This is a genomic window from Mesorhizobium sp. LSHC420B00 (assembly GCF_000503055.1).
Taxonomy (GTDB): Bacteria; Pseudomonadota; Alphaproteobacteria; order Rhizobiales; family Rhizobiaceae; genus Mesorhizobium.
Genome location: NZ_AYVY01000035.1, coordinates 96,307 through 117,987, shown reverse-complemented (window position 1 = coordinate 117,987; position 21,681 = coordinate 96,307). Strand labels below are relative to the sequence as shown.

At 61.6% G+C, this 21,681-nt stretch carries 19 protein-coding genes and 4 pseudogenes; 16 read left to right on the top strand and 7 right to left on the bottom strand.

Annotated features, from left to right (window positions below):
* Positions 1-158, bottom strand: a pseudogene (locus X760_RS78410) (alpha/beta hydrolase); the annotation flags it as partial.
* A 554-nt stretch (positions 159-712) separates the two neighbouring features.
* Here X760_RS78410 and X760_RS69425 point away from each other — a divergent pair.
* Positions 713-2,299, top strand: coding sequence for a serine hydrolase (locus X760_RS69425; protein ID WP_023722286.1), 1,587 nt, complete (start codon positions 713-715; stop codon positions 2,297-2,299).
* 201 nt (positions 2,300-2,500) lie between these two features.
* On the opposite strand, the pseudogene X760_RS69420 reads toward X760_RS69425, so the two are convergent.
* Positions 2,501-3,249, bottom strand: a pseudogene (locus X760_RS69420) (IS5 family transposase); the annotation flags it as partial.
* Positions 3,250-3,443: 194 nt separating this feature from the next.
* Between X760_RS69420 and X760_RS69415 the strand changes: the two are divergent.
* Positions 3,444-3,857: a MucR family transcriptional regulator gene (locus X760_RS69415; RefSeq protein WP_023722284.1), complete on the top strand. Its 414-nt coding sequence runs from the start codon at positions 3,444-3,446 to the stop codon at positions 3,855-3,857.
* Between the two features lie 352 nt (positions 3,858-4,209).
* Here the strand turns inward: X760_RS69415 and X760_RS69410 are convergent, their stop codons facing one another.
* Both X760_RS69410 and X760_RS69405 read right to left on the bottom strand, forming a co-directional pair.
* Positions 4,210-4,464: a DUF982 domain-containing protein gene (locus X760_RS69410; protein ID WP_031195056.1), complete on the bottom strand. Its 255-nt coding sequence runs from the start codon at positions 4,462-4,464 to the stop codon at positions 4,210-4,212.
* 268 nt (positions 4,465-4,732) lie between these two features.
* On the bottom strand, positions 4,733-4,996 hold the full coding sequence (locus tag X760_RS69405; RefSeq protein ID WP_023722282.1) for a hypothetical protein: 264 nt from the start codon (positions 4,994-4,996) through the stop codon (positions 4,733-4,735).
* 307 nt (positions 4,997-5,303) lie between these two features.
* Between X760_RS69405 and X760_RS69400 the strand changes: the two genes are divergently transcribed.
* Together X760_RS69400 and X760_RS69395 are read left to right on the top strand one after the other, a co-directional pair.
* On the top strand, positions 5,304-5,966 hold the full coding sequence (locus X760_RS69400; RefSeq protein ID WP_031195054.1) for a nucleotidyltransferase domain-containing protein: 663 nt from the start codon (positions 5,304-5,306) through the stop codon (positions 5,964-5,966).
* A complete protein-coding gene (locus tag X760_RS69395) occupies positions 5,963-6,379 on the top strand; it encodes a hypothetical protein (protein WP_023722279.1) in 417 nt (138 codons plus the stop codon). The genes X760_RS69400 and X760_RS69395 overlap by 4 nt, the downstream gene beginning before the upstream one ends.
* Positions 6,380-6,420: 41 nt before the next feature.
* Here the strand turns inward: X760_RS69395 and X760_RS0139835 are convergent, their stop codons facing one another.
* On the bottom strand, positions 6,421-6,795 hold the full coding sequence (locus X760_RS0139835; RefSeq protein WP_245278740.1) for an FCD domain-containing protein: 375 nt from the start codon (positions 6,793-6,795) through the stop codon (positions 6,421-6,423).
* Positions 6,796-7,612: 817 nt separating this feature from the next.
* Positions 7,613-7,924 carry a hypothetical protein gene (locus tag X760_RS69385; RefSeq protein WP_023722276.1) on the bottom strand — a complete coding sequence of 104 codons (312 nt, stop codon included), beginning with the start codon at positions 7,922-7,924 and terminating at the stop codon, positions 7,613-7,615.
* A 448-nt stretch (positions 7,925-8,372) separates the two neighbouring features.
* Between X760_RS69385 and panB the strand changes: the two genes are divergently transcribed.
* Entirely contained in the window at positions 8,373-9,209 is an 837-nt protein-coding gene (gene panB / locus X760_RS69380) for a 3-methyl-2-oxobutanoate hydroxymethyltransferase (RefSeq protein ID WP_023722275.1), read from the top strand.
* Positions 9,206-10,165: a pantoate--beta-alanine ligase gene (panC, locus tag X760_RS69375; RefSeq protein ID WP_023722274.1), complete on the top strand. Its 960-nt coding sequence runs from the start codon at positions 9,206-9,208 to the stop codon at positions 10,163-10,165. The genes panB and panC overlap by 4 nt, the downstream gene beginning before the upstream one ends.
* A 140-nt stretch (positions 10,166-10,305) precedes the next feature.
* On the opposite strand, the gene X760_RS69370 is transcribed toward panC, so the two are convergent.
* The gene (locus X760_RS69370) at positions 10,306-10,986 is read right to left on the bottom strand and encodes a GntR family transcriptional regulator (RefSeq protein ID WP_023722273.1); all 681 of its coding nucleotides are present in this window, start codon (positions 10,984-10,986) and stop codon (positions 10,306-10,308) included.
* 232 nt (positions 10,987-11,218) lie between these two features.
* On the opposite strand from X760_RS69370, the gene X760_RS69365 reads away from it, so the two are divergent.
* The 10 genes and pseudogenes from X760_RS69365 (at position 11,219) to X760_RS69320 (ending at position 21,642) form a co-directional block, all read left to right on the top strand.
* Positions 11,219-12,346, top strand: a complete 1,128-nt coding sequence (locus tag X760_RS69365) for a sugar ABC transporter substrate-binding protein (protein ID WP_023722272.1) — start codon at positions 11,219-11,221, stop codon at positions 12,344-12,346.
* Positions 12,347-12,421: 75 nt separating this feature from the next.
* A complete protein-coding gene (locus X760_RS69360; RefSeq protein ID WP_031195048.1) occupies positions 12,422-13,957 on the top strand; it encodes a sugar ABC transporter ATP-binding protein in 1,536 nt (511 codons plus the stop codon).
* Positions 13,954-16,034, top strand: a pseudogene (locus X760_RS69355) (ABC transporter permease). The gene X760_RS69360 and the pseudogene X760_RS69355 overlap by 4 nt, the downstream one beginning before the upstream one ends.
* A gap of 13 nt (positions 16,035-16,047) precedes the next feature.
* Positions 16,048-16,854: an SDR family oxidoreductase gene (locus X760_RS69350; protein ID WP_023722268.1), complete on the top strand. Its 807-nt coding sequence runs from the start codon at positions 16,048-16,050 to the stop codon at positions 16,852-16,854.
* Between the two features lie 10 nt (positions 16,855-16,864).
* Positions 16,865-17,812 carry a 3-hydroxyacyl-CoA dehydrogenase gene (locus X760_RS69345; RefSeq protein ID WP_031195046.1) on the top strand — a complete coding sequence of 316 codons (948 nt, stop codon included), beginning with the start codon at positions 16,865-16,867 and terminating at the stop codon, positions 17,810-17,812.
* Positions 17,809-18,771: a 3-keto-5-aminohexanoate cleavage protein gene (locus tag X760_RS69340; RefSeq protein ID WP_023722266.1), complete on the top strand. Its 963-nt coding sequence runs from the start codon at positions 17,809-17,811 to the stop codon at positions 18,769-18,771. Before X760_RS69345 ends, X760_RS69340 begins: the two co-directional genes overlap by 4 nt.
* 35 nt (positions 18,772-18,806) lie before the next feature.
* A complete protein-coding gene (locus tag X760_RS69335) occupies positions 18,807-19,685 on the top strand; it encodes an SMP-30/gluconolactonase/LRE family protein (protein WP_023722265.1) in 879 nt (292 codons plus the stop codon).
* 642 nt (positions 19,686-20,327) lie between these two features.
* A pseudogene (locus tag X760_RS78400) lies at positions 20,328-20,447 on the top strand (IS630 family transposase); the annotation flags it as partial.
* A 471-nt stretch (positions 20,448-20,918) separates the two neighbouring features.
* On the top strand, positions 20,919-21,227 hold the full coding sequence (locus tag X760_RS69325) for a type II toxin-antitoxin system Phd/YefM family antitoxin (protein WP_023722263.1): 309 nt from the start codon (positions 20,919-20,921) through the stop codon (positions 21,225-21,227).
* Positions 21,214-21,642 carry an mRNA interferase PemK gene (locus tag X760_RS69320; RefSeq protein WP_023722262.1) on the top strand — a complete coding sequence of 143 codons (429 nt, stop codon included), beginning with the start codon at positions 21,214-21,216 and terminating at the stop codon, positions 21,640-21,642. The genes X760_RS69325 and X760_RS69320 overlap by 14 nt, the downstream gene beginning before the upstream one ends.
* The last annotated feature ends 39 nt before the right edge of the window (positions 21,643-21,681 follow it).

The following is a 21,681-nucleotide window of genomic DNA, read 5'->3' as shown; positions in this document are numbered from 1 at the left end:
GTGTATTCCTCAGCCAAAATCGGCGCCACGCGATGCCAAGTGGCATGGGTGCGAGGATGACCGTGCAGCATCAGAAGCGGTGGGTCCCTTCCACCAACCCGCACTCTGAGCGTCGCTTCCGGAAGTTTGATCTGCTCCAGCGAGAAACCTTCAAACATGCAACTCCCTCCATTCGCAACATTTGCCAAACGTGTAAACGGAGAGGCAGTTCAATGTCGGCTTCCGCGGGATGTGAACTTGCCACGTATTTCCGAGAAGAGGTCGTGAGCCGAATGGCGGCTTTAACTGGTCCCGCGGCAATAACCGGACGGACAGCAAACGGGCCCCCTGCCGCAGGCAAGATCGGTGAAGACGAAGCGTCCCGGCCCCTCGGCCATCGGACCCCATGCAGCAGGCCATAGGGCCTCGCGATGGGCCATATAATTGGCTTCGATGACTTTCTGGTTTGCCGCCAGCCCGTTGGCGAACAACTCCTGATTGGATGCCATTTGCCGCCCGGCCTTGGAACTTGACGTTCTCCCGCGCAGTCCCATCCAATTGCCGCCCGGGTAGGTAACGCGGATACTTCGCCAGGTCCCGAAATCACATGCGCGCAGCCGCCGTCTTTGTCTGATCTTTGGACTTAAACATATCAGTAGAAAATAACCGTAACCATCTTTCATCTTGCCGCGTATGGTCCGATCATCTGCCGGTGCAAGTTTGAGGACATGCAATGAAGAAGGCCGCTGCTCTCCTGGTACTTTCCCTCGTTACCATGCTGCCCGCAATGGCAGCCGCGCAGTCCTACGTGCCGGAGCTTGGGCCGTCGCCGCCGCAGGATGCTATGCAGCTGTATCCCGGCGGTGTCGAGAAGGCTGTGGCCGCCCTGTCGGACATCGTCAAGAAAGTCAAGGAAGCATCCGACGTTCCCGGCTTCGCCGTGGCGGTGGTGCAGGGCGGCAAAATGATCTTTGACGAAGGCTATGGCCTTCGCGACAACCGGGACGACACTTCTAGGGTCAGCAGCACTACCATTTTCCAGGTCGCCTCGGTGTCGAAATCGATCTCGGCCACGGTGGCCGCCATCGCCATGACGAAGGACCACAGCTTCGACTGGGATACCGCGGTCGGCAAGGTCTGGGACGGCTTCCGCCTCAATCTCGACTATGTCTCGGGCAACGCCACCATCGGCGATTTCTTCGCCCATCGCTCGGGCCTGCCAATGGCGGCGGGCGATGAGCTCGAGGATCTCGGCTTCCAGCGCAAGCAGATCGTCGGCGGCCTGTGGATGGTGCCGCTCGATCCCTTCCGCATCTCCTATCACTACGCCAATTTCGGCACGACGATCGGCGCCGAGGCAGTGGCCCACGCCGAGAAACAGCCTTGGGAGCCGCTGGCCAAGAGCCTGTTGTTCGATCCGCTCGGTATGCGCTCGAGCAGCTATCGGCACGAGGACTTCATGGCCGCCGGCAAGAACCGCGCCCTGCTGCATGCGCGCGTGGCGGAGAATGTGTTCGAGCCGCTCTATGACCGCGATCCCGACCAGCAGGCGCCGGCGGGCGGCGTCTCCTCCAGCGTCCAGGATCTTGCCAAGTGGATGATCCTGCTGCTTGGCGACGGCACCTATAACGGCCAGCCCATGATCGACCCGAAGATCCTGCAGCCCGCCATCACACCGCAGAGCGTGACCTACCGCGGCGAGACGCCCGATACGCGGGCCAGCTCCTATGGCTATGGCTTCAATGTGGGGGTGAACGCCAATGGGCGCACCACCATGGGCCATTCCGGCGGCTTCCTGCTCGGCGCCGGCACCACCTTCCAGATCTTGCCCTCGGCCGACGTCGGCATCGTCGTGCTCACCAACGGCTCCCCCGTCGGCGCCGCCGAGGCGGTCGCCGCCAGCTTCATGGACATCGTGCAATATGGCCAGATCACCCGCGACTGGTATCCCTACATGAAGCCGCGGTTCATGGGCTACTACAAGCCGGTGGGCGACCTCGCCGGCAAGGTCAAGCCGACGAACCCCGCCAAGGCGCGCAGTCCATCCTTCTACGAGGGCCAATATACGAGCAACTATTTCGACACCGCCACCGTGCGGGCCGATGGCGACAAGCTGATGCTCGAACTCGGCCCCAAGCCCATGCAGTTCACGCTCGAGCACTGGGACGGCGACACCTACGCCCTCACGCCCCGCGGAGAGAACGCGCCGACCGGCTCGCTGTCATCGGTGAAGTTCGTCGGTTCCCCCGGCGGCATTCGCGCGCGGGTGATGACGGTGGACTATCTGAATGAGAACGAGTTGGGGCATTTTCAGAGGTAGGGGGTGAAGGCGTCGGGTGCTTCATACACCCCATGCCGTCGGTCGACCTCACGCTTCAAAGCCTCGTGGGCGCTCGCCAGACAGAGCCGCAGTGTCTTAAAAAGCGCCTCGTCTCGTTGGGATCAAAACCACCCTGGGTGGTGGCCACCGACCGGCGGTGGCCCTGACCTTGGCCATCAGCCGGTCTCCGCCATGAGCTTTGTTCTGCGCTACATGCGGCGTCACCCTCATCGAGCGCAGCTCATTGACGAAGTCTTCCGCGTCGTAGGCCTTGTCGGCGCCGAGCGTGATCGCCTGTGGCCGCTCCGCTCGAGGTTCGATCATGTGCAGTGCGGCCACCCGCTCAGCATGTCCGTCGGCCAGTGTCAGGCAGGCGTCGACCGGCAGGCCGTGGCGGTTCTCCATCAAGCCATGTCCCATGAAGCACAGCTTGGCCTCCTTGCCTTTGCCCTTGCGATAGAGCCGGGCATCCGGATCGGTGGTCGAGGCATGTGTGTCGTTCGAGCGCTTGTGGCCATGGAAGTCCGCTTCCGCGTTTCGCCCGCCCCCTTCAGCCGGCGGCTCGCCCGAGCCGTCCTTCGGCTTGACGCTCTTCATCGACGCCCAGGCCTCGATCAGCGTCCCGTCGACCGAGAAGTGATCCGTTGACAGAAGCCTCTTGACCTTGGGCTGCGTCAGCACCGCGCTCAGGAACTTTGCGGCGATGTCGCCCTCCAGCAGCCGGTCGCGGTTCTTGGAGAACACCGAATGGTCCCAGGCCGCGTCTCGACGCCGATGCCGACGAACCAGCGGAACAGAAGGTCGTATTCCAGCCGTTCCATCAAAAGCCGCTCCGAGCGGATTGAGTAGAACGCCTGTAGCAGCATCGCTCGCAGCAGCTTTTCCGGCGGGATGGAAGGCCGCCCCATCGGCGAATACAGCGCCGCCAAGTCCCGCTCCAACGCCGCCAGCGCCTAGTTCACAATCGCCCGAATGCGCCGCAACGGATGATCGCGCCGCACCCGAGCCTCGAGATCAACATAACTGAACAGTTCGCCAGACCGTTCGTCTCCACCGCGCATGCCTCGTTCTCCGAATCTCTCCGGAGACACTGAATCACGCTCACGTCCTCGCTGCGAGCCACTTTTTCAACAGCCTGCTAGGGATGACAGCAGATATCGTCGCAGCCTATGTCCAGAGCAACGCAACGCCCGTGGCGGATCTGCCGAATTTGATCGCCAGTGTTAATTCTGCGTTGTCTGGCCTGGATGAGCCGGTCGCTGCACCATCGCCAATACTTACGCCCGCGGCAAATCCTAAGAAGTCGATCTTTCCCGAATACATTATAAGCCTTGAGAACGGGCGCAAGTTCAAGTCGATGAAGCGCCACCTGGGCTTGCTTGGCATGACACCTGATGAGTACAGAGCCAAGTGGGGTTTGGCGCGGGACTATCCTATGGTAGCGCCAAGCTATGCGGCTCAGCGGTCTGCGCTGGCCAAAGCTGCCGGTCTCGGCCGCAGGGCGGTTGCCAAAACGCCGCCAAAGAAAGCACCAGCAAAGCGCAAGGCCAAAGCCTGACAGTGCACGAATTCGGGCCATGCCATCAGGTCTAGATGGTCCAGGTGGCGTGGCTGGGAATGAGCTGCCTGGCTTCGCAGTTCAGTAAGCGCCGCTCACGCCACAACACAAGCTTCAGCACTGCTTGCGTCTTCACGTCCTCGTATCCTGGCGGGGGCAGGAGAGGTCGACCAATGTGCGATCGACAAGTCGAGCTGATACATCGTCGCTCTCGACAGATAATCAAATCATGTCGATAAAATCGCACTACATCGATACATCAAGCTCTGCTCGATGCCACAAAGCAACAAAGCCGCTGAATCCAGCAGCGCTCCGTGCTTCAAGGGCATGGCCATACGGGTGCTGGGTAAGCCTAAATTTCTTCCCCGAGCAATATCCTGGCCTCCTTGGCAGCAGCGATGAACGCCTGGCGTGCTATCCTTGGTGGTTTTTCTCCACGGATTACGGCAAGGCATGCTTCGATTGCGGCGCGCCGCGACTTGCCCTCCGGCCTCGGCCAATCCTTCAGCAGAACTTCGGCCGCGTCGGATACCGACGCAACAACTCTGTCGCGATCGATCCGGCCGGGTTGAATGATGACGGGCTTTCTGAAACGTTTCGTACGCACGACAGCCTCCAAGAACAAGATATGTTAGCTTCTGCTGATCCTTTGCGCCACATCAAACGTCCGCAAGTAACAGAAGGCATCCGCTTAGCCCAGAAGCTGCCGCCGCGATGGACGCTGGCCAGTGCTTCAGCACGTCGGGCCGGCCCCGAGTTTCGAAGAGCGCATCGCCAAGAGCGGCGTTACCCAATAAATGATTCACAAAATACCCAGTGAAGGGCAGTGAAGGGGAGTTCTCCGAACGCCGCGAAATGGAATCTCGGGGCTGAATTTACTCCATATCCGGCACGTCACCGCAGGTGAATAGCACGGTCGGCGGGCCATAGTCGCCAATAGCCGGGTCGGCGTCGCGGCTCCATGCGATTACGCCAACGTGCTTCCCTGCGAGCGCCTGACCGGTGCGGATTGCGCGTTCCTCGCTTTGCTGATCGGCGGGACCAAAGGCGGGAAACAGTTCGCCGTCCTCGCCACGATCGAACGCCACTACGACGATTAGCTTGGGCTTCTTTTGACCGGGCAGAATATGATCAGACATGGCAGGAACCTGTCACATGACCGAGGATTGAGTCGTGTTCGAGACTCGGGAGGTGCGCATGCAAGACCACCGTTTTGAGGAGCCCGTGCAGGTCGCGGAACACTATCTACACTTGGAGCGGGTTGCCCAAGCCGCCGATATCCTCTGAACAGATGGCCGACGGCGACCAGCATCAGGTCCAGATGCAAACGTGGCGCAGCAACCGCCCAGGATTCAGACAACAGGACGTTCGTTTAGAAAACAAAACATCCGATTTGATATCCGACGATTTGATGTGCTATGAGTCCACAGCAGAAGGAACTTGCGCATGGCACGCTCGACCGCTCAAAGCGCTTTGCGCTATCCACTCACCATTATGCTCGGCACCGAAGCAAGCGTAAGATTGCTCCGGGAATTGTCGCGCCACGGCGGCTTGCTTTCTTCTCCATTGCTTGCGACTCGTAGCGGGCTTGCAAGGGCAAGCGTGTGGTCTGCTCTCGCAACCTTGGAAGAGATTGGCATCGTATCTTCGGAGGGAACGGGCAGGGCTCGTCTTTACCGGTTGAATGATCGCCATCCGCTGGCGACATCACTGGAAGCTCTCTTCGAGCAGGAGGCGCTTCGGTATTCCAATATTCGCGCCGTAATCACTGAGGCGGTCTCCGCAGTTCGGCCGAAAGTACTCGCGGCCTGGATTTACGGCAGCGTAGCGAGGGGCGAGGACCGTCCAGACAGCGATCTCGACATCGCAGTGGTTACGCCATCCGAAAAGCTAGATAGCGCGCTCCAAGAAATCCGTGAGGCACTGGTGACCCAAGGTCAAAAGCTTGGCTTCAATCCCTCGGTCGTGGGACTCACTCCGGAGGATGTGGCAAGGCTGTCGAGCACGCGAGACCCGTGGTGGGGCGGGGTCGAAGCCAATGCCCTGCTCGTCTTGGGTTCACGCCCGGACGAACTCGCAACAAAAACTCGCCGGCAGGCGTTGGCATGACCAGAAGAGGTGCGACGAAAGCAGTCGAGACAGGCTTTGGCGAGGGGCGATTGCGCATCGCCCGCTCATATTTGAAGGCTGCCCGTTTAGAGGTGGCAATGTCCGGAACGGGTGACATCGGAAATCCGGCTATGTCGCAGATCGTGAATGCGGCAATAGCATACGCCGATGCGCTCACTGCCCGATTTGCAGGAAAGATCAACCGCGCGGATCATGCGGCCGTGGTGAAAACCATGCGCGACGCGCTTGGAAATCGCCTTCCTGCAGCGCAGGCCAGCAGGTTGCGGAGCATCCTCGATGAGAAGGACGAAACTCAATACGGAATAAGGGCAAAATCATTACCCGAAGCGGAGAGCTTGCTCGACAAGTTGGAAAAGTTCGCGGAGTGGGCGGAAAAAGAACTGGAAGTCTGATCAGCAATGGAGGCGGCATGTCGCTTACGGCGACCTGAATGTTACTTCAGCAGTTTGATCAGCACTGTGAAAGCCGCGTCGATGTCAGCGCGAACCGCGGCGCGGACCGCTTCCGCGTTACGGTCTCGCAGCGCTGCAAACATCTGCTGATGGTGCTGGTTGGCGGTCGAATAGTTTCCGGAATCGTGCAGCATGTTGAAATAGGGACTGATCTGCAGCCACAGGTTCTCGATGATGTTGAGCATGTTTTCCGAGCCCGCGGCTCGATAGATGGAGAAATGAAAGGTGTAGTTAGCCCTGAGGTAGGATCCGGAGTGGAACAGCGGGTTTTGACGAAGGTTTGGGCACCAGCAAAAAACGTAGGTGAGGCATGGCTGCTCATCAGGAAAGCAAGGACCGCACTGAGCGTACGGCACGGGACGCAAAAACGGCCAGACTACGGGAACAGCGGCTGAAGACTGGGACTGCTATGCAAGAGCGGAATGATGAGGGCGCAAAACGACCGTCAACACAGCGACGCCGCAATCGGTGACGCCTATCTTGTTGGCAGTTAGGGCCTCGTTAGCTCCCGGGCCTGCTCCGGGGACAAGGCCGAATGGGTCAAGCCCGACCTTGTCGGTCGGGTGAAATTTTGCCGCTCAATTTCCTCGATGAGACCTGACTGCCTTCAGCAGTTCCCGCTCGTCAGTGTGAGCATTTCGAAAAGTCGCCACTACCGTTTCCGCCAGGATTTTGCCCTGTTGGCTTAAAGGGTCGAGGTCTTCGTCTGCGCAAATCCGATCGAAAACGCGCTGGCAAATAGCCAAATCATGAGGACTAAGGCAGGTGCGATTGGTACGCTGGCGCTGCGGCATGTGCGAACCCTCAGGCCCGCTGCCCGTGCAGAGCAGCGGGCCTTTACAGCCAGACTGGAGAACGGAGGAGAGTTCTCGCGCAAAAAAACGTTTGATGTTGAGTGCTTGTTCCGGCTAACGAAGTTGGTAATTTTCGTACAGTGCGCCACCTGGGGCCGATTGCCTTTCCGCAAGCAGTTAGCCGTTCAACTGTTTCAATGATAGCCTTGGCAAGCGCCTCACCCTCATGCATGGGCTCTTGGCCATAAGAGCAGGAAGACAGCCTCCTCGATCGGCAGCACGCCGGCCGGGCAGGTCTCCTCGATGCCACGCGCACCAGAGCAAGGGCGGCCAGGCCTTGCGGACTTGTCTTCGGCATCGATGGTTTGATCTGCGTTCGCTAATCCGCCTCATCTCTGAGCGACATCTTTTTGCGGCGGACAGGCGTCCAGTCGATGATTGTATCAGCATCGACGGTGATTAGCCCGCCAGCTTTTACGGTCACCTTTCGATTTTCCTCGTCGACCCGCGTGACCTCGCCAGTGAGCTGGAGCTCGTCACCTGGTTTGGACTTTTTAGGAGCAGGGATCGAATGCGGAAAACCATAGGAGGGGATGCTGACGCTAGCTCTTCCGTCGTCCAGGAGCTTCAGCACCGTCACGGTGATCGCCACCTCATCGCCGATATTGATGTCCGCAATTTCCCAAGCCATGCCCCTGATTCTGGAGCGGCTTTGACGGTAGTCAAGGGATTGCTAATATGCGGAAGATGCCAACACCGCCAGCGTGCACCTTGTTTCGGAACTGATTCGAACCAGCGATTTTGATTCAAATCGTAGTGTCTGGAGTGCGGGCGCATGCTTCCGTCACAACGCATTTCTGGTAGGCTTGCAACCAAGGTCGCTTCTGGCGTGAACCGCCGTGCGGCAGTTAAACTGTTCGAGTTGAAAACGGCCGGAGCCCGATTGCTCAGCCGATCAGCAACACGGTTGTCGCGCAGGATCACCGAAGCAGAGAAACGCTGGCCCTCTGTCTTTGCTTTGCGGAGAGCCTGCTTCGCGACGCACAAACTTTTCTGATGCAGTGCGGTTTTGGCCTTCGCACCTGCACAGAACTATGCAAAACCGTCACCGCTGGAACTTGACCCAAGGGAATGTGCTGATGAGTGTGGCGGTCGAAACAAAGGCGCTGACGCCGCCGGACATTGCGGCCCGAAAGCACAAGATGCCGATTGTCTGCTTAACAGCGTATACAACGCCCGTTGCGCGCCTCGCCGATAGGCATTGCGACGTGGTCCTGGTCGGCGACAGCGTCGGCATGGTGCTTCATGGCCTGACGTCAACCCTCGGCGTTACGCTGGAGATGATGATCATGCACGGCAAGGCCGTGCGCCGCGGTCTTGAACGGGCGCTGATGGTCGTCGACATGCCGTTCGGCTCCTATGAGGAGGGCTGCGAACAGGCCTTTCGCAACGCCGCCCGGCTGATGGCGGAGACCGGATGCGCTGCGGTCAAGCTGGAGGGCGGCGAGAGCATGGCTGACACGATCCGCTTTCTCATTGCCCGCGGCATCCCCGTCATGAGCCATGTCGGGCTGACACCGCAAGCGATCAATGTGCTTGGCGGCTACAAGGTCCAGGGCAGGGGCAGAGACGGCGACAGGATTTTGCGGGACGCTGTTGCTGTTGCCGAATCCGGCTCATTCTCCGTTGTGCTGGAAAAGGTGGCCGAGCCGCTCGCACGAAGAATAACCGAGGAGGTTACGATTCCAACCATCGGGATCGGCGCCTCCGCCGCCTGCGACGGCCAGGTTCTGGTCGTCGACGATATTCTGGGCATGTTCACCGGTTTTCGTCCGAAATTCGTCAAGCGCTATGCCGAACTGGGCTCAGAGGCCGAAGCTGCCATTGCGGCTTATGCGGCTGATGTGCGGGGAGGGCGCTTTCCGGCGGCCGAACATCTCTTCGCCGACGCGCCGCAGGCCGGAGAAACCGCGTGAGCGTGCCGATCGTCCGCACCATTGCCGGGCTTCGTACCGTTGTGGCGGGATGGCGCCGTTCTGGTGCCAATATCGCCGTGGTGCCTACGATGGGAGCCTTGCATGAAGGGCATTTGAGTCTCGTGCGTTCTGCGCTTCAAAAGGCCGATCGCGTGATCGTGACGCTGTTCGTCAATCCCAAGCAGTTCAACAGTGCGGCGGATCTTGCCGCCTATCCCCGCACGGAAGACGAAGACGCTGCAAAGCTCACGCGGCTGGGCGCCCACCTGCTTTATGTTCCGGATGCGACTGAGATGTATCCTGACGGCTTCGCCACGACCGTGTCCGTGTCCGGCGTCAGTGAAAGCCTTTGCGGTGCGTTCCGGCCCGGCCATTTCGATGGGGTGGCGACCGTCGTTGCAAAACTCTTCCTGCAGACCGGCGCTGATATCGCCTTTTTCGGAGAGAAGGACTTCCAGCAGCTTCAACTTATCAGGCGCATGGTCCGGGACCTGGATATTCCGATCACCGTCGTCCCCTGTCCGACAGTCCGGGAAGCCGATGGTCTCGCTTTGTCATCGCGCAATGTCCGGCTCTCGCCGGCAGAGCGCGCCGTCGCCCCAAGGCTAGCATCGGTCCTACTCGATACGGCGGCGGGGCTCTCGAACGGCTCTCCCGTCCTGCCAACGCTTGCCGACGCGCGCGCAGCGATCCTGTCCGCGGGCTATCGCGAGGTCGAGTACCTGGAACTCCGTGGCGAGGCAGATCTGCAACCGATAGCAAGCCTGGATCGGCCGGCACGCCTGTTTGCAGCGGCCTGGCTCGGCGAAACGCGGCTCATTGATAACGTCAGAACACTGCCGTCTCCCGTTCTTGTTGACAAGCCGCTCGGGCATGCCTTCACCCGTGCCGACGGTCACACCGCAACGCCAGCATTCAAGGATGAGCTTGTAGGCTCTGGCAAGCGCTACCCCTGACCAACTCGGCCCTGTGAGCGCTGGATCGTCCCCTCTGGATGAATCACCGCAGCAAGGCGCCGGAAATGCCCGCTGATGCTCGGCGGTTCGGTTCGTGGTGAGCATCACCGTCCTGCCATGTCGGGCTTGGCGACCTGCGACTATTTCAGCAGTTTGATCAGGACAGTGAAAGCCGCGTCGATGTCAGCGCGAACCGCAGCCCGGACCGCCTCCGCGTTGCGGTCTCGCAGCGCTGCAAACATCTCCTGATGGTGCTGGTTGGCGGTCGAATAGTTTCCGGAATCGTGCAGCATGTTGAAATAGGGGCTGATCTGCAGCCACAGGTTCTCGATGATGCTGAGCATGTTTTCCGAGCCCGCGGCCCGGTAGATGGAAAAGTGAAAGGCGTAATTGGCCCTGAGATAGGATTTGACGTCGCCAGCGGCATTGGCCTGCTCGAGTGCCTCCAGATGCTGGCCCAGCAGCATCACGCCGTGATCGTCAATGCGTTCTGCGGCCCATGCGGCGGCGATCGCCTCGATTTCGAACCTGACGTTCCTGAGATCGATAAGCCGCGCACGACTTAATGCCGGGATACCGATCGAACGGCCCGAAACCACCATCAAGGCGTTGGCCGCGCTCAGACGCCTCAGAGCCTCGCGAACCGGCATCGGGCTGACGCCGAAAGCGTCTGCGAGGCTCTGCACCGTCACCATTTCACCTGGAACGATGCTGCCGTCGAGGATCAACTCGGTAACGTGCCGGTAAACCCTGTCCTGCAGGGTTTCCCTGGACAGCGGCGTGATCTCGACGCCCGGCTTCCTGAATGCCGCCCCAGCCATTTCTGTCAACCTTCCCCCATTCGGGCGACGCTCTTGTCATACCCGGCGCCTGTGTCCGGAATGCAAGGTTCGGATTGCCGCGTCAAGCGCCCGCGTTTCCGACTTTTCCCTCTTAGCCATTTCATCATTGATCTTTGATCAAATCATGATACGGTCAGCCGCATCGAATGACAAGGAGTACGTTTCGTACCCTTGGGAGGCATTCGGTCGTCTGAACTGGGAGGAGTTTCGAATGGGTATCGGATCGAAAGCCCGGCGGCTTGCGCTGCTTGCCGGCATGGCTGTTTGCGTTTGTGGTACGTCCGCCGCCGAAGCGGCCGGAAAGCACAAGATATTTCTCAGCATGAGCTTCATCGGCAATGATTGGCAGGCCGAGGCCGCCAACATGCTCAAGGCGATGGCGTCGCACAAGAGCATGGCCGACAAGGTCGACCTCCAGGTTCAGGTGGCGGGGCCGAACGCACAGCGCCAGATCCAGCAGATCAACGCGATGGTGCAGGCAGGCGCCGAAGCCATCGTGATTTTCCCGATCTCGCCGACAGCGCTCAACCAGGTGGTGAAGAACGCCTGCGACAAGGGGGTAAAGGTGTTTGCCTATGATGCCGAGATCACCGAGCCCTGCGCCTACAACGTCCATATCGACCAGGAAGAGGCTGGCCGGGTGACGGCGGAGTGGCTGGTCAAGAAACTTAATGGCAAGGGCAACATCATCGCGGTGACCGGCGTTCCCGGCACGTCGGTCGATGATCTGCGCACCAAGGCCGCGAAGGAGGTGTTTGCCAAGCATCCCGACATCAAGATCGTCGGCGAAGCTGTCGGCATGTGGAGCCAGGCGGTGGCCCGTACCGAACTGTCCAAGATATTGGCGACGCGCAGCTGGGATGACATAAATGGGCTGTGGATGCAGGTAGGCTGCTTCACTGCCAATTCCATGCAGCTCGAGGCCGGCAAGAAGGTCAGCGAACTCCTGCCTTGCGCCGGCGAGGGCTCCAATGGCGGGCGCATCCAGATGCTGCCGGAGGGCACGGAGGTCGAGGGCGCAACCTCTCCCTATGCGCCGCTCGGCGCGCCGCGCATTTCCTACGCCTCGCCGCCTTATTCCGGGGCGCTCGCTCTCAAGCTTGCCGTCGAGGCGCTTGAAGGCAAGCACGTTGCCAAGAAGACGATCCTGCCGCTGCCGGTCGTCACCAACGAGACGATAAAGCTTTGCGACGAGGGCACCTGGGCGGAGATGAAGGCTGGTTGCAATGCGTTCAAACCGTCGCTGGTCTCGAACCCAGGCTGGTTCGCCTCGATCTTCTCCGATCAGACACCTGAGATCGGTCTCGCGGCCGCCCTTGTAGGCCAGCCCGAGGAGTAGGCCTTCCGAAGTGGGGCGTGGGGTGCTTTCGAGGCGCTCCACGCAGCTTTCATGCGGGCTGGGACTGAGATCATGATGTCAGCGCATTCGACAGCTGTCGGCATAGAGGGCGTCCGCAAGGCGTTTGGCGCAACAGTTGCCCTCGATGGCGTTTCCTTCGAGATCGCTTCCGGCAGCGTGCATGCCCTGCTTGGCGAGAACGGTGCGGGCAAGTCGACCCTCGTCAAGCTGCTGTCGGGGCTGGTACGGCCCGACGAAGGGCAAATCACCGTTCTTGGCGAACCCGCACCCCTCGGTTCGCCGCGCGCCGCACACGCCAAGGGCGTGCAGACGGCCTTCCAGGAAATGACGCTGGTACGCGATCTCAGCGTTCTCGACAATATGTTGCTGCCTTACGCGCCCGCCGGCCCGATCGGCCTGATCAGGCGCTCGGCGGCACGCAAGGCAGTCCGCAAGCACATTTCCGATCTGGGGTTTTCGGTCGATCTCGATGCCGAGGTGGCGACGCTCGATCTTGCCGTGCGCCAGAAGATCGAAATCGCGCGCGCGCTCTATCGCAAGCCGCGCATCCTCCTGCTCGACGAACCGACCTCGACGCTGTCGGGCGGCGATGTCGAGTGGCTGGGCGCCATCATCGCGCAATTGAAAGCGGCCGGTACCACGGTCGTGTTCATCACCCATCGCATGCGCGAGGTGCGGGCTTTCTGCGACACGCTGACCATTCTCAGGAACGGCCACCACATCGTGACCGCGCCGGTTGCCGATGTTTCGGATGGTGAGGTGATCGAAAAGATCATCGGCCGCAGCATCGCCCAGACCTTCCCGCCGAAACCTCAAAGTGAGGCCGCCTTCGGTCCGCCGGTGCTCGGTGTGCGCGATCTCAAGACGGGGAGGAAGCTCGACGGCGTCGATTTCGACCTGCGCAAGGGCGAGATCCTCGGCATTGCCGGGCTGCAGGGCATGGGTCAGCTCGACCTGTTCCTCGCCTGTTTCGGCATGGCCGAGATCGAGCGCGGCCATATCCTGGTCGACGGCCGCAAAGTATGGCTCGGCTCGCCCGCCGATGCGCTCAAGCCCAATATGGCAATCGGGCTGGTGCCGGAGGACCGCAAGACGGAGGGCCTGTTCCTGAAGCTCTCGGGCCGGCAGAATGCATCGCTGCCGGTCGTCGCGCGCTTCACCCGGTTTGGCCTGATTGGAACAGACGAGGAGTCAAAGGCCGTACAGTCCGCCTTCTCGACCGTGGAGGTCGACCGCAGTGCCTTGTGGACGAGGGCAGGGGCCTTCTCGGGCGGCAACCAGCAAAAGATAGCCATTGCCAAATGGCTCGTCGCCGAAAGCCGGATCCTGCTGCTTTTCGATCCGACCCGGGGCATCGACGTCGGCACCAAGCACGAGCTCTACGTGATGATGCGCGACTATGTGGCGGCCGGCGGCTCGATCCTCCTGCATTCAACCGAAATTCCCGAGCTGGTCCATCAATGCGACCGGGTGCTCGTTCTCTATGACGGCCATCTCGTGGCGGAGCTTGCCGGCGACGAGATCACCGAAGGCGCGATCATGCGGCCGGCGCTTGGCCACCGGGACATGGTCCGGGAGGCGGCGGAATGAGTGTGACGAGCTTGGCCGCCGCGGCACCGGCCGCGACATTGTCGCGGCTCCTAGCGCGGCATCGCGGCGCCATCATCGCGGCGATCGTCTTTGCGGCGCTCCTGCTGATCGTCGATCTGGTCAGTGCCGGGCGGCTCACTTATTTCGACATTTCGTTCCTATCGAGCGGCGGCGCCACTTCCGCACTGGCGGCGATCGGCCAGACCCTTGTCATCCTGTCCGGCGGTTTCGACCTGTCCGCCGGCGCGGTGATCTCGCTGGTCAATGTCGTCCTGGCAAACGGCATGGATCCGATGGCGCCCGGCACGAGTGTCGCGCTATGGACTTTGGCCGGAATTGGCGTCGGCATGCTGGTCGGCGCCTTCAACGGCTTCTTCATTGCCGTCCTGCGCATGCAGCCTATCGTCGTCACGCTGTCGACCATGTTCATCCTGCAGGGGGTAACGCTGCTGGTCATGGACAAGCCGGGCGGCTTCGTCTCGCCCGATCTTGGCGCCTTCTATCTCGGTGATGCTATCGCCGGCTGGATACCGATGCCGCTGGTGGTCATCGGCGTCGTCCTGCTCGGCTGGTTCTGGCTCAAAGGCACACGCTTCGGGACAGCGCTTTATGCGCTCGGCAGCGATCCGGATGCCGCCGCCGCGGTCGGCGTGCGCGTCGTTCTCGTGCGCTTCCTAGTCTATGTCATAGCCGGCGGCTGCTATGGGCTTGCAGGCGTTTTCATCAGCGCCCAGACCGGCAGCGGCGATCCGCTGGTCGGCAACCCATTGTTGCTGTCGATGTTCGCGGCGGTCGTCGTCGGCGGTACAAGACTGGGCGGCGGTCAAGGTGGGCCGGTGGGCACCGTCTTCGGCGCCTACATCCTCATGATGGTCGTCAACATCCTGCTCGTGCTCAACGTCTCGGCCTATTATTCGACGATCGCCGAGGGCACAATCCTGATCCTTGCCGTGCTTGCCGGCTCGCTGTCGCATGGCTCCGTGCTTGCCCGCCAACTGCGTGCGCTGCGGGCTCGGCTGGCCGCCTGGCGCGCCGGAATGCTGCCCTCGCAGATCGATCGCACCGACCGGCGACTGAGAATCGCGCGAGGCAGCGCCGGCGAGCAGCAGGCGCGGCGGCCTGCCTTCCATGTCCGTAACGCCGAGACGCTGCGCTATGCGCTGCCGGCCTATGTCTGTCTTGCCATCGTCGTCATTGTCACCCAGATCTGGCTCGGACGCGCCATCGTCAATTTCAACTACTGGAACTCGCTGTTCGTGCTGTCGAGCTTCCTTGCCATCCTGGCGCTTGGGCAAGGCAGCGTGATTCTTACCGGCGGGCTGGACCTCTCAGTGCCGTGGACGATCGGCCTGTCAGGAATCCTGCTTGCCGGCATGGTCAACGGGTCAGATGCTGCACTTGCCTATGCGCTGCCGATGGTGCTCGCCGTCGCTTGCCTGATCGGTCTCNCGGTCTCGCCAACGGCATCGGCATCGTCTTTCTCGGCATCTCGCCGATCGTTATGACGCTGGCCACCAACGGCATTCTGCAAGGTTTCGCTTTGCTCTACTCGCAAGGCACGCCGGCCGGCTTCTCCTCGCCGATGCTGCGCTGGTTCATGACCGGCAAAATATTCGCCATCACGCCGGTGGTGCTGTTCATGATCGCCTTCGTCGTATTTGCCGTACTGCTGCTCGGCCGCACCGCTTTCGGCCGCCGCGTCTATGGCATCGGCAACAGCCTGCGCGCAGCCCAGCTCTCCGGCATCGCGGTCGGTCGCACGCTCATCCTCGTCTATGTGCTGTCGGCGGTCTGCGCGGCGATCGTCGGCATCATGCTGACCGGCTTTTCCGGCCAGGCCAGCCTCGGCATGGGCGACGATTATCTACTGCCCTCCATCGCCGTCGTCGTGGTCGGCGGTGCGCTGATTACCGGCGGGCGTGGCCACTATCTCGGCATGCTGGGTGGGGTGCTGCTCCTGACCGCGTTGCAGATGCTGCTCGCCGGCACGACGCTGCCTTATGCGACGCGGGCGATTCTGTTTGGGCTGGTGGTGCTCGGTGCCGTCATGGCGCTGCGCGAAAGGCGGATTCAGTGAAAGGGATGGAACAATGAGCTCAAGCTCACCGGCATCGGCGGACGAATTCCTGACCGGGCTCAAAGGCCAGCGCGTGCTGGTCACGGCGGGCGCTGGCGGCATTGGCTTTGCCATTGCAGAGACGCTATCGCGGCTCGGCGCACGCGTCGCGATCTGCGATATTTCGGACGAGGCGCTGGCCGCTGCTCCAGAGAGAATTACGCTCGCCGCCGTAGTCAAGGCCGACGTTTCGCGCGACGGCGATGTCGACCGACTGTTCGAGATCGTCAAGGAGAAGCTCGGCGGGCTCGACGCCCTGATCAACAATGCCGGCATTGCCGGGCCAACCGGCGGCGTCGACGAGATCGATCCGGCAGACTGGCGGCGTTGCATAGATATCTGCCTGACCGGCCAGTTCCTGTGCGCGCGGCGTGCCGTGCCGCTGATCAAGGCGGCGGGCGGCGGCTCGATCGTCTCGATGTCTTCGGCCGCCGGCCGCCATGGCTACGCGTTCCGCACCCCCTATTCGGCTGCCAAGTTCGGCGTTGTCGGCCTGACCCAGAGTCTTGCCAAGGAACTCGGACCGCATGGGATCAGGGTCAACGCCATCTTGCCCGGCATCATCGAAGGGCCGCGAATCGACAAGGTCATTGCCGACCGGGCAAAGCAGCTCGGCGTGTCAAACGAGGAGATGACACAACGCTATCTGCAGAACATCTCGCTGCGCCGGATGACCAGCCCATACGATGTCGCGGCGATGGTGGCCTTCCTGCTTTCCGATGCGGGCGTCAACATTTCCGGCCAGTCGCTTGGCGTCGACGGCAATGTCGAGACACTCTGAGGGGGCGATCATGGCGAAGGTAGCAATTGTCGGAAGCGGTTTCATCGGGCGAGCGTGGGCGATCAGCTTCGCTCGTGCGGGGCATGATGTGCGGATGTGGGACCAGGCGCCGGCCGCGACCAGCGGTGCGCGCGACTATATCGCCGGCGTGCTCGGCGACCTCGCCGCCAACGATTTGCTGCGGGGACAGGCGGTCGATGCCGTGCTTGGCCGCATCACCATTGTGGCGGAGCTTGGCGAGGCCCTGGCCGATGCCGTCCACGTCCAGGAGAACACACCCGAAAACCTGGAGGTGAAGCGTGACGTGTTCTCCCGGATCGACGTCCTTGCCGGTCCGCAGGCGGTGATCGCCAGTTCCACCTCGGCGCTGTTGCCGTCGAAATTCACCGATCATCTGCAGGCGCGGCATCGCTGCCTTGTCGTACATCCAATCAATCCGCCCTATCTCATCCCGGCAGCGGAAGTCGTGCCGGCGCCATGGACCTCCGCCGAAACGGTGGAAAGGACCCGCGCCTTTCTTGTCGAAGCGGGCCACGCGCCGCTGGTGATGAAGCGCGAACTCGACGGCTTCATCATGAATCGCTTGCAGGGCGCGCTGTTGGAGGAGGCGTTCCGGCTCGTCGCCGACGGCTATGCCAGCGTCGAGGACGTCGACACGGGCTTGCGCGAGGGGCTGGCGCTGCGCTGGTCGTTCATGGGTCCGTTCGAAACGATCGACCTCAACGCGCCTGGTGGTGTGCGCGACTATGTAGAGCGCTACCAGACGATCTATTCCAACATCTTCCCGCAGATGCTGCGTCGGGTCGACTGGGCCGGCGAGGTCATGGAGACGATCGAGGCCCAGCGCCGCACGCGCCTGCCGCGGGAAGAACTCGGCGAACGGCAGGTCTGGCGCGACCGTCGGCTGATGGCGCTGGCGGCGCACAAGAAAAAATCGGATCAGGAGTTTGGACGATGATGGAAACAAGCCGCAAGCCCGGCGCCCCGCAGGCCAAGGGCAAGGTCATCATCACCTGTGCGGTGACGGGGGCAATCCATACGCCGACCATGTCGCCTTATCTGCCGATCACGCCAGACCAGATCGCCTCGGAGGCGATTGCGGCGGCCGAGGCTGGTGCGGCAATCCTGCATCTGCATGCCCGCGACCCTGAGACCGGCAAGCCCGACCAGGCGCCGGAGGCGTTCGCGCGTTTCCTGCCGCGCGTCAAGCAAGGCACCAATGCCGCCATCAACATCACCACCGGCGGCAGTCCTTACATGAAGGTGGAGGAGCGTGTGCGCCCCGCCGCCCAGTTCAAGCCGGAAGTCGCCTCGCTCAACATGGGGTCGATCAATTTCGGGCTCTATCACCTCGTAGACAAATACGAAACGTTCAAGTTCGACTGGGAAAGGCCGCACCTGGAAGCGACGCGTGACCTGGTCTTCCGCAACTCGTTCAAGGACATCGAGTACATACTGGAGACCTGTTACGACAACGGCACGCGCTTCGAGTTCGAGTGCTACGACATTGCCCATCTCTATAACCTCTCGCATTTCGCCGATCGCGGGCTGGTGAAACCGCCGTTCTTCGTACAGTCCGTGTTCGGCCTGCTCGGCGGCATCGGTACGCACCCGGAAGACGTCGCCCATATGAAGCGCACCGCCGATCGCCTGTTCGGCGATCAATACCGCTGGTCGGTGCTGGGTGCCGGCGCCAGCCAGCTGCGCATTGCCGCGCAATCGGCAGCGCTTGGCGGCAATATTCGCGTTGGGCTCGAAGACAGTCTGTGGGCCGGCAAGGGCAAGCTTGCCAAATCGAACGCCGAGCAGGTGGTGCTTGCCCGTAAGATTATCGAAGGCCTCGGCATGGAAGTGGCGACGCCCGACGAGGCTCGCGAAATCCTGTCATTGAAGGGCGGCGACCAGGTCGCGTTCTGACCGGTTTCTGCAAGGTTCGAACAGAGGAGGACGGCATGAAGATCGAGGTCGTGGTGGATGTGAAGACCACGCTGGGCGAGGGACCGCTGTGGGACGTTGAACAGGAGCGCCTCTACTGGATCGACAGTTTCGACGGGCGTGTGTTTCGGGCGACCGCCGACGGCCGCGAGATCCGTTGCTGGGACGTGCCGATGAAGATCGGTTCGATGGCATTGCGCAAGGACGGCAGTGGCGCGGTGGTGTCGCTGCAGCGCGGTTTCCATCTGCTTGATTTCGCTACCGGCGAGGTGACGCCGATCCACGATCCGGAGCCGGACCGGCCGATGAACCGGCTCAATGACGGCAAGGTCGATCGGCGCGGCCGCTTCTTCGCCGGCTCAATGGACACCATGGAAGAGGGACCCTCCGGCGGGCTCTACCGGCTCGATCCCGATTTCTCCGTCACCAGGATAGATTCCGGCATCATCTGCTCGAACGGCCCGTGCTGGAGCCCCGACGACCGCACCTTCTATTTCGCCGACACCTGGACCGGCGAGATCTGGGCCTACGACTATGATATCGAAACCGGTGCCGCCACCAATCGGCGTACCTTCGTGCGTGTCGACACCAGCCGCGGTGGCGCGGCCGACGGCTCAACTGTCGATGCCGAGGGCTTCCTCTGGAACGCGCTGGTCTATGACGGCAGGCTGGTGCGTTACGCGCCCGACGGCAGCGTCGACCGCATCATCGACATGCCCGTCAAGAAGATCACCAGCGTCATGTTCGGCGGGCCGAAGCTCGATACCCTGTACGTCACGTCGATGGCCAAGCCGCCGCTGCCGCGCTTTCCGGGCGACGGAGTTTTACGCGGCAGCCTTTTTGCCATCACCGGCCTCGGCGTAACGGGAGTTCCCGAGCCAAGATTTGCCGCATAAATCGCTGCGCAATCGCGATCGTCCTCCCCGCCTGCTTGGTGCCGCCCCACGTTCCGTCGCAGGGCAACCGGCGCTGGAAGCTCGTGCCGTGCGGTTCTGATGGAACCCACAATGAAAGGCGTGGGGTCGCTTCGCCTGAAGTCCGCGCGAACATGTCCCCGGAGAAACCATCAACTGAGCCTTGGAGACCTGCTCGCAACAAGAAATCCACCCATTAGCAACTCCAATGCCTCGAGGGCCTCTTCGTCCCGCAAATTGGTCAGAGGTACGCTGTCCACGAAGACGACCTTGTCATCGTCTATGTCGTAGACCTCCCAAAGCCCGTCCCTGATCCTTCGGATGGCGTGCCGACGCTCCATAACCAAAATCTAATACTTGAGTCGGCGACGTTGGATAGAAAATTCGGGCACCGGCCGATCATCATAGTGGAAAACCCCAGGTCCGCCCTGACGATGCTCTTGAACGTTCTCGGCGACTTCCGCCGTTGCCGTAACGAAACACGAGATAACTAGGCTTGGAAGCCTGCAAGTGCCGGTGGCCCTATCCTTTGATAGCCGAGCCAACGATTGAATCCACGAAGAGGCGCTTCAGGAAACGAAGAGCACCAATGGCGGCAGCACGGCAGGCGAGGGCATGTGGGTTTCCGCCATCAACCGCTCCGTCATCGACCACAAGCTGCAGTCAAAGCCCTTCGTCTGGACCGATGATGCCGACAAAATCATCACCGCCGCCGCACGCGGGCACCAGGTGCTGGAGTCAATCCGTAGCGTTGGCCATAGCAGTGTGGCGGTCCGCGCCGAATGTCTACTCTCCGGAAAGCGGCCAATAGGCAAGTTCGGCCCCAACAGACATCGTCGTCGTCAGTCTTTTCGCCAGTCGAGAGCTGCCGCGAGACGTATTGTGCTTCGTGCCGCGGGATGCTCTTCGGTCATTGGCTTCATGATGATCGGGGCTTTCCTCAACCAGGCTTGCCGCCACAGACAGCCCGATATCCTGTTCGTCACAGCAACGTCCGGCATCGTTTCCAGTTGCAGGTGCCTACGGCAAGTGGAGGTGTCTTGGACGTTGCGTCTTGGTCGCTATCGGCGGCGGCGCACTCGCAGAACGAACTCAGGCGAACGGACGAGGGCCTTTGGAAGCTGCCCTGTCGCTGCCTTGTTTCCATCTGGCGGGCGCCCGACACTTGCGGAAAGCCGGAAAGCCCGTATATTCCGGAATAAAGGAGTCTCGCCGATGACCACCACCGTCACCGCCGCCGCCGTCTCGAAAAATTTTGGCGCCTATCAGGATGCCGCGGTCCGCGACCCTGTCATCATTACCAAGAACGGTCGCCCGCGCACGGTGCTGCTGGCCTACGAGGATTTTGTCCGGCTGTCGAAGCGCGACCGGCGGGTCGAGCTGACAGCGGAGCTCAGCGCGGACGAAATCGCTGCGGTCGAAGCCTCTGAAATGGAGCCGGGTCTCGACCATCTCAACGACGAGCTCTCTGGGTCAAAATCCGCCGGGACAAAAAGCCTGACGGCAAAAAATGCTGCCGGCTGAAATCAAGGTCGGCCACGTCTTCCGTTACTCCTACCTCTGGCATTGGCAACACCGCGAAGGCCGCGAGGACGGCGAGAAGGACCGGCCCTGCCTGGTGCTGGCGCTGGTCGCCATGCAGGAGGACGGCTCGCCGGTCCGGGTCCTGCCGATCACCCACACGCCGCCGTCCGATCCCGATGATGCCATCGAGATCCCGGCTGCGGTCAAGCTGCGCTTGCGCCTTGACGGTGAGCGGTCGTGGATCGTTTTGACGGAAAGCAACCGGTTCGCCTGGCCGGGGCCCGACATCCGGCCGCTGGAGACGGAGAGCGGCTATTACGGGCCGCTGCCGCCGGCGTTGTTTGCCGCGGTCAAGCGCCGGTTTGTCGCCATTGCGACAGGCCAGGCGCATACGAGCACGTCGCGTACGACGTGACGTCGGCCGGTGCTGCGGCATGCCGGGCGGGGTGAGGGC